This window comes from Kitasatospora sp. NPDC057512 (genome assembly GCF_042802135.1).
In the GTDB taxonomy this organism is placed as follows: domain Bacteria; phylum Actinomycetota; class Actinomycetes; order Streptomycetales; family Streptomycetaceae; genus Kitasatospora.
Genome location: NZ_JBHVET010000201.1, coordinates 1 through 11909, shown reverse-complemented (window position 1 = coordinate 11909; position 11909 = coordinate 1). Strand labels below are relative to the sequence as shown.

At 73.4% G+C, this 11909-nt stretch carries 14 protein-coding genes; 9 read left to right on the top strand and 5 right to left on the bottom strand.

Features of this window, described 5'->3' with window-relative positions:
* Positions 1-175: 175 nt before the first annotated feature.
* Entirely contained in the window at positions 176-361 is a 186-nt protein-coding gene (locus tag ACFU6K_RS15865) for a DUF397 domain-containing protein (RefSeq protein WP_380663468.1), read from the bottom strand.
* A gap of 3 nt (positions 362-364) precedes the next feature.
* Entirely contained in the window at positions 365-1177 is an 813-nt protein-coding gene (locus ACFU6K_RS15860; RefSeq protein WP_380663466.1) for a DUF5753 domain-containing protein, read from the bottom strand.
* 265 nt (positions 1178-1442) lie between these two features.
* On the opposite strand from ACFU6K_RS15860, the gene ACFU6K_RS15855 reads away from it, so the two are divergent.
* Genes ACFU6K_RS15855 through ACFU6K_RS15835 form a run of 5 tightly spaced genes read left to right on the top strand, consistent with a single transcriptional unit; the run spans position 1443 to position 4443 of the window.
* Positions 1443-1811 carry an ATP-binding protein gene (locus ACFU6K_RS15855; RefSeq protein WP_380663465.1) on the top strand — a complete coding sequence of 123 codons (369 nt, stop codon included), beginning with the start codon at positions 1443-1445 and terminating at the stop codon, positions 1809-1811.
* Positions 1808-2071 carry a hypothetical protein gene (locus tag ACFU6K_RS15850; RefSeq protein WP_380663463.1) on the top strand — a complete coding sequence of 88 codons (264 nt, stop codon included), beginning with the start codon at positions 1808-1810 and terminating at the stop codon, positions 2069-2071. The genes ACFU6K_RS15855 and ACFU6K_RS15850 overlap by 4 nt, the downstream gene beginning before the upstream one ends.
* A 42-nt stretch (positions 2072-2113) precedes the next feature.
* Positions 2114-2500 (top strand): hypothetical protein, encoded by a 387-nt coding sequence (locus ACFU6K_RS15845; RefSeq protein WP_380663462.1) that lies wholly within the window; start codon positions 2114-2116, stop codon positions 2498-2500.
* A 43-nt stretch (positions 2501-2543) separates the two neighbouring features.
* Positions 2544-3365, top strand: a complete 822-nt coding sequence (locus tag ACFU6K_RS15840) for a class II aldolase/adducin family protein (protein ID WP_380663460.1) — start codon at positions 2544-2546, stop codon at positions 3363-3365.
* A gap of 43 nt (positions 3366-3408) precedes the next feature.
* Positions 3409-4443, top strand: coding sequence for a 2-dehydropantoate 2-reductase (locus ACFU6K_RS15835; RefSeq protein WP_380663459.1), 1035 nt, complete (start codon positions 3409-3411; stop codon positions 4441-4443).
* Positions 4444-4541: 98 nt separating this feature from the next.
* Here ACFU6K_RS15835 and ACFU6K_RS15830 read toward each other — a convergent pair whose 3' ends face one another.
* Positions 4542-6134: a serine hydrolase domain-containing protein gene (locus ACFU6K_RS15830; protein WP_380663458.1), complete on the bottom strand. Its 1593-nt coding sequence runs from the start codon at positions 6132-6134 to the stop codon at positions 4542-4544.
* A gap of 175 nt (positions 6135-6309) precedes the next feature.
* Here ACFU6K_RS15830 and ACFU6K_RS15825 point away from each other — a divergent pair, with 175 nt between their 5' ends.
* On the top strand, positions 6310-7545 hold the full coding sequence (locus ACFU6K_RS15825) for a sensor histidine kinase (RefSeq protein WP_380663456.1): 1236 nt from the start codon (positions 6310-6312) through the stop codon (positions 7543-7545).
* Positions 7542-8207 (top strand): response regulator, encoded by a 666-nt coding sequence (locus tag ACFU6K_RS15820; RefSeq protein WP_380663454.1) that lies wholly within the window; start codon positions 7542-7544, stop codon positions 8205-8207. Before ACFU6K_RS15825 ends, ACFU6K_RS15820 begins: the two co-directional genes overlap by 4 nt.
* Positions 8208-8291: 84 nt before the next feature.
* Here the strand turns inward: ACFU6K_RS15820 and ACFU6K_RS15815 are convergent, their stop codons facing one another.
* Positions 8292-8747, bottom strand: a complete 456-nt coding sequence (locus tag ACFU6K_RS15815) for a MarR family winged helix-turn-helix transcriptional regulator (protein ID WP_380663452.1) — start codon at positions 8745-8747, stop codon at positions 8292-8294.
* 209 nt (positions 8748-8956) lie between these two features.
* Here ACFU6K_RS15815 and ACFU6K_RS15810 point away from each other — a divergent pair, with 209 nt between their 5' ends.
* Positions 8957-10444, top strand: coding sequence for an MFS transporter (locus tag ACFU6K_RS15810; RefSeq protein ID WP_380663469.1), 1488 nt, complete (start codon positions 8957-8959; stop codon positions 10442-10444).
* Between the two features lie 136 nt (positions 10445-10580).
* Here the strand turns inward: ACFU6K_RS15810 and ACFU6K_RS15805 are convergent, their stop codons facing one another.
* A complete protein-coding gene (locus ACFU6K_RS15805; protein ID WP_380663451.1) occupies positions 10581-11312 on the bottom strand; it encodes a TetR/AcrR family transcriptional regulator in 732 nt (243 codons plus the stop codon).
* A gap of 79 nt (positions 11313-11391) precedes the next feature.
* Here ACFU6K_RS15805 and ACFU6K_RS15800 point away from each other — a divergent pair.
* Positions 11392-11909: alcohol dehydrogenase catalytic domain-containing protein (locus ACFU6K_RS15800; protein WP_380663449.1), on the top strand; the 518-nt coding region annotated here is incomplete at its 3' end.

The following is an 11909-nucleotide window of genomic DNA, read 5'->3' as shown; positions in this document are numbered from 1 at the left end:
GACTCTTCCTACTGAAAGTAGGACGTGCTCTGGTAGCACCGCTGACGCCTGGCGAGGAATCATGTCCCTCGCGCTGAAAGGAAGATTAGCAGTTCAGCGCCCGTGCGCCGAATCGGCGGCGATGGGGCACCGGCCGGGCTGCGGAGCGGCCGGCCGGTGCGGCGGGGGAGAGGCGTCAGACGTCGAACTCGCCCGCGCGGATGGCGGAGACGAGGTCGCGCCATTCGTCGGGAGTGAGCTGGGCGATGGCGTCGGGCAGGAGGCTGCTGCGGACGTAGACAGCCTCGGGGGCCATGGCAACTTCGGGGCAGTTATTCGAGTTGGCGCACGATGTGGGCCGCGTCCAGCTGAGGTTTTCCACGATCTATATCTCCTTCTTGATCTTCGCGATCACGTCGCGAGAACCTTCAACCGAAAGAGACCGATCAGTCATCCGCTCGATGATGCCGCGGTAGGTGCTCAGATGCTCTGTCGTGTGGAGGAAGATCGGTCCATCGACCGAGTCGTACTGGACCGTATCGAGGCGAGGAACGGGGCCTTTCGCGTAGATGATGGCCTGGCCGGACCCCATGAAGCCGCCCGACTCGAACGTGATCACTCGGAGGATCACGTGAGGGCGCAGGGATAGTTCCAGCATCCAATCCAGCTGGTCCCGGGTGACATCACGGCCACCGAACTGCATGCGCAAGGCGGCCTCGTGGACGATCGCCGTGTACGGATGGGCCCCGTCCGCCATCAACGTCTGCGATCGGCGCAGGCGTTGTTCGACTCGCGTCTCGACGACACGTGGAGTCAGTGGCGACTGGGCGTACTGAAAGATCGCGCGACAGTATCGCTCTGACTGCATCGGCCCAGGTGGATGGCTGATCTGGTACGACTGCATGCCCATCGAGTAGTGCTCAAGCTCGCAGATGTCGAGAAATCCCTGCGGAACAAAGTCGCGGTACTCGTTCCACCAACCCTTGTGTCGCTCCTCGGCCATGGATGCGAGGGCTGCGACGTATTCGGCATCGGCCTCGCCGAAGGCCTCCGCGAGCGCCCGGACGCGCTCAGCCGTGATGGGGTAGTGCCCCTTCTCGACTTGCGTGATCTTCGTTCGATCAAGGCCAAACACAGCGGCGGCTTGGGCAGTTGTCTGGCTGGCGCCGTCTCGCATCTTCCTTAGCTCGATGCCCAACCGTTCCTGCCTGGCCGATGGGGTTGTACGTGGTGGCATGGCCCAAGCATCTACGCCGTCTCGACAACAGTCCAGCGACTAGCGGTGGACCATGTTTCCGGATCTGGTGGCACATGTGAGCCATCATGCCCTACAGTCTGTGATGCACCGATCACCGAACGGATCGTCAGTAACGCCGCTCGGGCACCGAAGAACACCCATGTCCAGTGGGTTCGTTCACGGCGACGTATCCGCCGGTCTCACCCTTTCCCCATCGGGAGACACTGTGCGCAACATCAACTCCCCCTCCCTCACCCTCTCCCGCGACGCCCTCCGCGACGGCATGACCAACGCCGGCTGGCCGCCCTCCCTCATCGCGGACGCCGAGCTCGCCATGGTCGAACTCATCGTCAACGCCTGGCGCCATGGCGAGACGACCTCTCCGGTCATCCTCATCGACCACCGCGTCGACACCCTCCGCGTCGCGGTCTCCGACCGCAGTCCACTCCTCCCGAACCTGGGCCCCCACGCCCTCCTCTCCGAGACCGGCCGGGGCCTCCAGCTCGTCGCGGGCCTCTCCCACCGCTGGGGTGTCGACCCCCAGCATCTCGGCAAGACCGTTTGGTTTGAGCTGCGGCAGGACGGTGCCGCGTGAGTGCCCACCACCCCATCCACCCCGCCGACCCGGCCCTGCTCCACCTCACCTCGCGCCAGGTCACCGAACTCATCGTGGAACTCCGCACCGAGGGGCGTGAGTTCGGCCTCCTCTGGCCGTCCGCCAGCCCCGGGGACATCAACCTCCACGGCCGTCGCCTGGTCGACGTCGGCAACGTTCCGGCGAGCACGCTGATCAACCTCCTGGCGCTCATGCGCGAGTACAAGCGCAACCGCGACGTCCGCCACCGGCTGGACTGACGACACCTTCCCGGAACAGTCCCGCTCTGTGATCCTGTTCGCATGCTGCTCCCCGACGCCGCCTCGCAGGCCTCCCGCATCGAAGTGGTCCGGATCGCGGATCCGGTGAGCGCCCACGGCTGGGACTCCGTGACCGGCGAGGTCCTCACCGTCTGGGAGACCGGGCACCTCCGGCAGGCCCTGGAGCTGATGGGCGCGCTGCCGGAGGGCGACCTGCGCCGCTGCTTCGCGCCCGGATACGGGATCCGGGCGCACGGCCCCGGCGGACTCCTCTTCGGGATCTCCTTCTGCTTCAGCTGCCACGGCGTCTGGCTCGCCGGCCCCGAGGTGCCGTCCGACCTCCACGGCATGCAGGCCTTCGACGCCGACAGCCCGCCCGCCCGCGAACTGCTCCACCGCTTCCGTACGTCCGCCGGAAATCCGGCGTGACACGTCACCCCTGACCGGACCGACCGCACCCCGAGGAGCCGCCATGCCCGTACCGCAGCAGCCCGCCGACCCGTACGCGGCGACCGGCGTCGTGGGCCCCGCCCCGGACGGGGTCACCCTGCCGCTGCCGCCGGTGTTCGACTCGGTGGAGGAGGAGCGCCGGTACCGCAAGGAGCAACTCGCCGCGGGCTTCCGCCTGTTCGGACGGTTCGGCTTCTCGGAGGGCGTTGCCGGGCACATCACCGTGCGCGACCCGGAGCACCCGGACCGGTTCTGGGTGAACCCGTTCGGCATGAGCTTCAGCCAGATCAAGGCCTCCGACCTGATCCTGGTCGACCACGAGGGCACCCTGCTGCACGGCACCCGGCCGGTGAACCGGGCCGCCTTCGCCATCCACTCCCAGGTGCACGCCGCCCGCCCCGACGCGGTCGCCGCCGCCCACTCGCACTCGCTCCACGGCAAGGCCTTCTCCAGCCTCGGCATCCCGCTCGCCCCGCTGACCCAGGACGCGTGCGCCTTCTTCGAGGACCACGGCCTGTACAGCGACTACCGGGGCGTCGTGACCGAGACCGAGGAGGGCAAGCGGGTCGCTGCCGCGCTCGGCAGCCACAAGGCCGTCATCCTGCAGAACCACGGCCTGCTGACCGTCGGCCAGTCGGTGGCCGAGGCGGTCTGGTGGTTCGTCACCATGGAGCGCTCCTGCCAGGCGCAGCTGCTCGCGATGGCGGCCGGCACCCCCAAGTCGATCGACCGGGAGACGGCCCTGATCACGCGCGGCCAGATCGGGACCCCGCTGGCAGGCTGGTTCCAGGCCCGCCCGCTGTGGGACCAGATCACCGTCTCCGACCCCGACCTCTTCGACTGACGGCCCCCGCCTCCCCGTCCACCCCCTCCCCGGAGAAGCTCCCGTGCCCACCACCCCCGCCCAGCGCAGGCTCCGGATCGCTGTGTTCGGCGCCGGCTCCGTCGGCTGCCACCTCGGCGGCATGCTCGCCGCGACCGCCGACGTCACCCTGATCGGGCGGCCGGCGGCGATGGCGGCGATCGACGCGGACGGGCTGACCCTCACCGGCCCGGGCGGGGCCCGCCGGGAGGTACGGGAGCTGACCGCCGCCGCCGACCCGGCGGCCGTGGCGGGTGCCGACCACGTCCTGGTCACCGTGAAGTCCGCCGACACCGCGACCGCCGCCCGCGAACTCGCCCCGCACCTCGGCCCGGACACGGTGGTGGTGAGCTTCCAGAACGGCCTGCGCAACACCGGGGCGCTCGCGGCCGCGCTGCCCGCCCACCGGGTGCTGGCCGGGATGGTCCCGTACAACGTGGTGCGGACCGGGCCCGCCGCCGTTCACCAGGGCAGCGGCGGGTCACTGATGCTGGCGGCGGGGGAGGGTGCCGTCGCCCTCGCCGGGGCGGCCCGGGCGAGCGGTCTCCAGCTGGAACTGCGGCCGGACATGCCGGCCGTCCAGGCGGCCAAGCTGCTGCTGAACCTCAACAACGCCGTCAACGCGCTCTCCGGCCTGCCGCTGCGCGAGCAGGTCGGGCAGCGGGCGTACCGACGGTGCGTGGCGCGCTGCCAGCGGGAGGCACTGACGGCGTTCCGGGCCGCCGGGGTCACACCGGCGCGGCTCGGCCCGGTGCCGCCGGGGCTGATGCCCTGGGTGCTCGGCCTGCCGGACGCGCTGTTCCAGCGGCTGGCCGGGGCGAGCCTGCGGATCGACGCCACCGCCCGCTCCTCGATGTGGGAGGACCTCCAGCGCGGTCGCCCCACCGAGATCGACTCGCTCCAGGGCGAGATCGTCGCCCTCGCCGAACGCCACGGCCTCACCGCCCCCGCCAACGCCCGCCTGATCACCCTCGTCCGCCGGGCCGAGGCCGCCGCCCCCGCCGCCACCCCGGCCTGGCCCGGCCCGGCCCTCCTCGCCGAACTCGCCCCGGCCCGCTGACGTTCCGGGCCCACTGACGTCCCGGGGGAGTGCGGCTTACCCACTGCGCGCAGACGCCGGCGGGCGGCCCGGGTGTCGGGCCGCCCGGTGCTCGCTGTTCAGGGCAGGTCGAGGGTGATCAGCCCGGTCGTGCAGAGCAGCGCGGCCAGGGGCAGGGCCGGCAGGGCGAAGGTGACGGCGCGCAGCCACGGGTGGCCGCCGCGGGTGGTCGGCAGGGCGGGCCAGCGGCGGACGGACTCGGCGGCCGTGGCCACCGTCAGGCCCGCGCCGATCGCGCACAGGACGCCCGGCAGGTGACCCCACTCGCCGGTGCGCAGGGACAGCAGCCAGCAGGTGGTGGCGGTCAGCGGCAGGGAAACGGCCTTGAGGCGGTCCAGTGGGCGGGAGAAGCGGGCCCGGCGCGGGCGCACCACGCCGAGCAGGGCGAGTGCGGGGGCGCCGGCCGAGAGCAGCACGGTGGCGGCGATCAGGACGGGGTGCGGCGTCTGCGGTTCGTCGAACTCGGGGGTGTCGACGCCGAGCAGGGCGAAGCCGATCTTCTCGGCCGGGGTGCGGGTGGAGTTGCTGAGGACGGCCACCGCGCGTCGGTCGGCGGTGGTGGCGACGAAGGCGCGGGAACCGTTGGTCAGTCCGTTGTGCCAACTGATCGTCGTGCCACCGGCGTTCCAGAGCTGCCAGCCGAGGCCGATGTGCCCGTCGCGGTCGGCGTAGTCGGCGACGGCGGCGTGCGGGGCGTGGGTGAGGGCGAGCGCGGTGGGCGGGTTCGGGGCGGTGTCGGCGGCCAGGAAGGCGGCGAGGTCGGCGCTGGTGGTCCAGGTACCGGTGCCGACCGCGGCCCAGCCGGGGTTGGTCCACGGCACGACCGGGGTTCCGGCGGTGTGGAACGGGAGGGCGGCCCCGTCCGGGGTGCCGGGGGCGGTGCGGACGGTGGTGCGGTCCATGCCGAGCGGGGCGAGGACCCGCGCGCGCAGCGCCGTCGGGTAGTCGCGGCCGTCCACCTTGGCGAGGGTCTGGCCGAGCACGGCGTAGCCGAGGTTGGAGTAGGCGAACGCGGTGTCCGGCTTCGGCCCGTGGCCGGTCAGGCCGGTGAGCACGCGCACCGGGTCAGGGAGGACCGAGTAGCCGTTGCCGCCCAGCAGGTATCCGGCCATCGCCAGCGGGAACCGCGGGCCGTCCGGCGGGAAGGACGGCAGACCGGAGGTGTGGGTGGCGAGTTGCTCGACGGTGATGCCGGCCACCGCGGGGTCGGCGAAGGCGTGCTCGGGCCACAGGGCGCCGACGGTGTCGGTGAGCCTGATCTTCCCGGCGTCCAGGAGGCTGCCGAGCAGGCTCGCGGTGAGCACCTTCTGCGCCGAGCCGGTCTCGAAGACGGTGTCCGGGGTGACCGGGGTGGAGCCGTCGGTGGTGCCCAGCGCGGCCCTGGTGACCGTGCCGTGGTCCACGACCGCGACCGAGACGCCCACCGAGCCGCCCGCGCCCTGCCCGTCCGGCAGCAGTCCGGCGACCCGCTCGGCCAACGCGGGGTCACCGCTGCGGTGGGCGGCGACCGGTGCGCTGCGCGGGCCGACCGTGAAGGCGGCCAGCGCGGCCACGACAGCGGCGACGACCGTCCAGCGCACGGCGGTGCGGCGGGTGGCCGGTCGCGCCCGGTCGGCTTCGGGGGTACGCGGGGTGGTGCCGGACACGGACACGGGGGCTTCCTCCAGGACTCCAGGGCGTACGGGCGGCGGCCCTCGAACCCGGCCGCCGTTGCGGTACCCGTACGTTCGCCCAGGTCGACGCGGTGGCGCAGCGGCCGTCCGGCCCGCTTCGAAGTAGCCGATCGGCCACCCCCGGCTCCCTCGCGCCCGCCGTACGGTGGGCGGCATGCACAACCGACCGGCAGCCTGTCCGCCCGCCGTCGCCCGCGAGGGCGTCGACGCCCGGCGCACCCGCCTCATGCCGTCCGCCCTCGCCGGGCTCGCCCTGCTGTCGGCCCTGCTCACCGACCTCGGCCGCTGGTGGGGCATGCGTCCCGGCCCCGTCGGCGACGCGCTGTTCCTCGGCTCCGGCGCGGCGATGGGCGCGCTCGTCCTCTGGGCGCTGCGGCCCCGCGCCTCCGGGAGGGCCGGGACCGCGCCGGCCGCCGCCGGGGCTCTGCTGGTCTCCTTCGCGGCGTCCGCCGGGTACCACCTGCTGCCCAGCGGCCACCGGCCCACCGGCCTCACCGAGGGGCTCGCCCTCGCGCTACTGCTCTCCCTGGTCGCCCACCGCTGCCGACCGCCGGTGGTCGCGGGTACGGCACTCGCCGCCTTCGCCGCCCTCCTGGCCGCCGCCGGGCGCGAGGGCGGGCCGTACGACGTGGACAACGCGCTGCTGGTGCTGGTGCTGCTCGGCCCCGGTCTGCTACTGCGCTGGCGCGCCGAGCGCCGGGCCTGGCACATCGAACGCGCGGTGCGCGAGGAGCGCAACGCACTGGCCCGCGACCTGCACGACGTGGTCGCCCACCAGGTCACCGGCATCGTGGTCCAGGCCCAGGCCCTCCAGTACGTCGCGGTCCGCGACCCGGAGCTGCTGCGCACGGCCCTGGCCGACATCGAGCACGCCGGGGCCGACGCGCTGGCCGCGATGCGTCGCCTGGTCGGTGCGCTCCGCGAGGGCGAACACCCGGCCCAGGACACGGACTCGCCGGCCCGTCAGCTCGCCGCGCTCGCCCGCCCCGGCGAGGGCCACCGCTGCGGGATCACGGTCAGCGGCGAGGCCGAACTGGAGAACACCCCGGCCGAAGTCGCCGCCGCCCTGCTGCGGATCGCCCAGGAGGCCGTCACCAACGCCGACCGCCACGCCCGCGGCGCCACCCGGATCACCGTCCGGGTCCACGGCGACGACGGATGGCTGCACCTGGACGTCCACGACGACGGCCGCGGCCCCGTGCGCGCTCCCGCGGGGGACGGCTACGGGCTGATCGGCATGGCCGAGCGCGCCAAACTGCTCGGCGGCACCTTCCGCGCGGGACCGGCCGCCCCCGGCACCGGCTGGCACGTCGCCGCCCGCCTGCCCGGCGGGACGGGCGCCCCCGGACGGCCCGCCCCGGCGGCCACCGGGCGGGCGGTGGCCCGATGACCATCCGCGTCCTGCTCGCCGACGACCAGCGCATGGTCCGCACCGGCTTCCGCTACATCCTCGACGCCGAACCCGACATCGAGGTCGTCGCCGAGGCCGGCGACGGCATCGAGGCCCTGCGCCTCGCCGAGCACCACCGGCCCGACGTCTGCCTGCTGGACATCCGGATGCCCGGCCTCACCGGCCTCGACGTCACCCGCCGGCTGGCCGGTCCCGGCGTCGCGGACCCGCTGCGGGTCATCGTCGTCACCACCTTCGACCTCGACGAATACGTGCACGAGGCCCTGCACGGCGGCGCGGCCGGCTTCCTGCTCAAGGACGCGGGCCCGACCATGCTCATCGAGGCGGTCCGCGCCGCCGCCCGCGGCGAGGCCATGGTCTCCCCGCAGGTCACCGTCCGCCTGCTGCGCCACTTCACCTCCCACCGGGCCCGGTCACCGCTCCCCGACGCCGACCGTCACCCGCTGTCCGACCGCGAGCTGGCGACGGTCCGGGCCGCCGCCTCCGGCCTCACCAACCCGGAGATCGCCGACCGCCTGTACATCTCCCTCGGCACGGTCAAGAAGCACCTCGCCACCGCGCAACTGAAACTCGACGTCCGCAACCGGGTCGAACTCGCCGCCTGGGCCTACCGCCACGGCCACATGGACGAGACGGAGTGACCGCCGACGGCCGGTCGTCCGGCCGGCGGTGAGAGGCCTCGGACCACGGCCCGCCGCTGATCCGGGACCGGCGGCCCCGACGTCTCAACTCCGCGGCCAGGGGCGGCCGTCGAGCCGTTCGATGCTGGTGTTGAAGCGGCGCAGGAAGCCGGCGAAGGAGGCGATGTCCTCCTCCGGCCAGTCCGTCATCACGAGGTTCAGCGCCCGTACGTGCGCCTCGCGTTCCGCGTCCAGCCGGCGGCGGCCCTCCTCGGTGAGGCGGAACTTGCGGGCGATGCCGCCGTCCGGGTCCGGGATGCGTTCGAGCAGGCCCGCGCTCTTCAGGGCCGCCGTCTGCCGGTTGAGGGTGGAGACGTCCAGGGCGAAGGCGTCGCTCAACTGGCCGATGGACATGGGCCCTTCGGCGTCGACCCGGCTGAGCAGGATGTAGGCGGTGCGTTCGAGCTGGCTGCCCTCGGGGCGGGCGTTGACCTGGTTGAGGTCGCGGTGCCGGGCGAACACCAGGAATTCGAGGGCGACCTCGTGCGTGGGGCTGGTCATGTCGAAGTCCCTTCATCACCGCTTCGACCGGCGGGTTCTCCGTGGATCACCCTTCAGTATGCCAGAGGCGTGCGTGGCACACATGATGTGCATGGCGCACATCCTGTGTAAGCTGACCGTCTTGTGTTTCATGCACATCATGTGCTTTGTGCATGATTCCGCTCTTCGAACGCCCTCGACCGCTCTTCGACCGCCCGAGGAGGCCCGTCATCAACGGCCCCGCCCCCACCCCCCGCACCGGTCCGATCGTGGCGGTGCTCGCCTTCACCGGCACCGTCGCCGCGATCATGCAGACCCTGGTCACCCCGCTGATCAGCCAGCTCCCGCAACTCCTGCACACCACCGCGTCCAACGCCTCCTGGGTCATCACCGCGACCCTGCTCTCCGCCGCCGTCTTCGTCCCGATCAGCGGCCGCCTCGGCGACCTCCTCGGCAAGCGGACGATGCTCATCGCCTCCTGCGTCCCGCTGCTGCTCGGCTCGGTGCTGTGCGCGGTGGCCGACTCCGTGGTGCCGATGATCGCCGGGCGGGCCCTCCAGGGCATGGGCATGGGCCTGGTGCCGATCGGCATCAGCCTGCTGCGCGACGTGCTGCCGCCCGAGCGGCTCGGCTCGGCGATCGCCCTGGTCAGCGCCTCCATGGGGATCGGCGGCGGCCTCGGCCTGCCGATCGCGGCCGGCGTCGCCGACTATGCCAGCTGGCGCGCGCTGTTCTGGGGTACCGCCGTGCTGGCCGTCGTCATCATCGGCCTGCTCTGGGTCGTCATCCCGGCGCCTGCCGCTTCCGCTTCCGCTTCCGTGGACGGCCGCCCCGCCGCCGGCGGGCGCTTCGACTACGTCGGCGCGACCGGCCTGAGCGTCGGCCTGGTCTGCCTGCTGCTGCCCGTCTCCAAGGGCGGCGACTGGGGCTGGGGCGGTGCCCGGACCCTCGGCCTGTTCGCCGCCTCCGCCGTGGTCCTGCTGCTCTGGGCCCGCTGGGAGCTGCGCGTGGCCGAGCCGCTGGTGGACCTGCGGGTCACCGCGCGCCCCCGGGTGCTGCTGACCAACGCCGCCTCCGTCCTGGTCGGCTTCGGCATGTACGCCCAGGCGCTGATCGTGCCGCAGCTGCTCCAGCTGCCGGAGGCCACCGGCTACGGGCTCGGGCAGTCGATGCTGGCGATGGGCCTGTGGATGGCGCCCGGCGGGCTGATGATGATGGTCGTCTCCCCGTTCGGCGGCAAGCTGTCGGCCGCGCGCGGACCGAAGTTCACCCTGGTCGCCGGGGCGCTGACGATCGCCGTCGGGTACGGGCTGGCGCTGCCGCTGATGGGCTCCACCTGGGGCGTGCTGATCGTGACGATCGTCTGCAACAGCGGCGTCGGCCTGGCCTACGGCGCGATGCCCGCGCTGATCATGAGCGCGGTGCCGCTGACCGCGACGGCCTCGGCGAACAGCTTCAACACCCTGATGCGCTCGCTGGGCACCTCGGTGTCCGCCGCCGTGATGGGCGTGGTGCTGTCGCAGATGACCGTCACCCTGGGCGGCCACACCCTGCCCTCGGAGGGCGGTTTCCGGGTGGGCCTGGTGATCGGCTGCGGCGTCGCGCTGATCGCGGCCGCCGTTGCCGCCGTCATCCCCGCGCCGCCCGCGTCCCGGCTGCGCTCCGTTCCCGTGCCGGCGGGGGCGGGCGCCGAGGAGGCGGACCCGGCCACGGCCTGAGCCCCTCGGGCCCTCGAAGCCCCGCCCCGGGTGCGCCGTGCTCGTGCGCCCGGGGTGGTTCGGCTTTCCCGGTCCGCCTTTCCCGGGTTCGCCTTTTCCGGTTCGCCGCTCGCTGGTTCGCCGTTCCCCGGGGGTCTCAGTCCCGCCGGTCGGTCCGGGGCACGGCCGTCGCCGCGAGCGCGCCCGGCAGTTCGGCGCAGGCCGTCCGGAGCCGGTGCGTGAGGTCCGCGCGGGTGTGCCCGGACGGCTGTGTCACCCACGCGTCCATCGCCTGGTGGAACGCGGCGACGAGCATGTCCACCGCCAGCCGGGCGCGCGGCGCGGCGGCCGCCGGGGGGCCGTCGAGGGTGAACCGGTGGCCGATCGTCGCGACCGCCTCCCGGGTCGTCCGCTCGCAGAAGGCCAGCCCGTGGGCGTCCATCGACGGCGTCCGGGCGGCCAGCCGGCGGCTCGCCAGGGTGCGTTCGGCCCAGCCGTCGGCCGGCATCCGGTCGATCGCCTCGGCGAGGGCCTCCTCCAGGGTGGCCATGAGCCGGCCGCCCCCGCCCTCCGGCGGCCGGTTCTCCAGTGCCACCAGGAACGCCGCCCAGAGGTCCTGGGTGGGCGCCATCGCGACGTCCTCCTTGCTGGTGAACGCCCGGAAGAAGGTCCGCTTGGAGACCTCGACGGCCTCGCAGAGCCGGTCCAGCGTCACCCCGTCGAAGCCGTGCTCGCCGAACAGCTCCAGGGCGGTGTCGACCAGTGCCTGACGGGTGCGCAGCTTCTTGCGCTCGCGCAGCGGGAGTCCGGCGCCCGGGGCCTCGGGGGCGCCGGTCCGGGGTGCGGTGCCTGTCCGGGGTGCGGGGCCGGTGGCCTTCTCGGGAGTCATCGCGGTCAGTCTAGCCAGGCCGGGAATGCCACCTATAGGCTTATGCCACTCAGTGGCAGAATCTTGGGGAGGATCCTCCATGCGTGCACTCCTGGTCGACCGCTCGGCCCCCGGCGGCCTGCGCCTCGGTACGGCCCCGGAGCCGGTCCCGGAGCCCCACCAGGCCCTGGTCCGGGTCACCGCGACCTCGCTCAACTACGGCGAGGTCGCCTTCGGGCTCGCATCGGCCCCCGACGGCGCCGTCCTCGGCTGGGACGCCGCCGGGACCGTCGAACGCGCCGCCGCCGACGGCTCCGGCCCCGCCGAGGGGACCCCGGTGGTCACCCTGATGCCGGCCGGCGGCTGGGCCGAACTGCGGGCGGTGGACACCGGGTTGATCGGCGTCGCACCCGCCGGCGCCGACCTGGGCGCCCTCGCCACCATCCCGGTCGCCGCCGCCAGTGCCCTGCGCGCGCTGCACCGCATCGGCCCGCTGCTCGGCCGTAGCGTCCTCGTCACCGGCGCCACCGGCGGCGTCGGCCGCTACGCCGTCCAGCTCGCCCGGGCGGCGGGCGCGCACGTCGTGGCGTCCACCGGCTCGCCCGACCGGAACGGCGA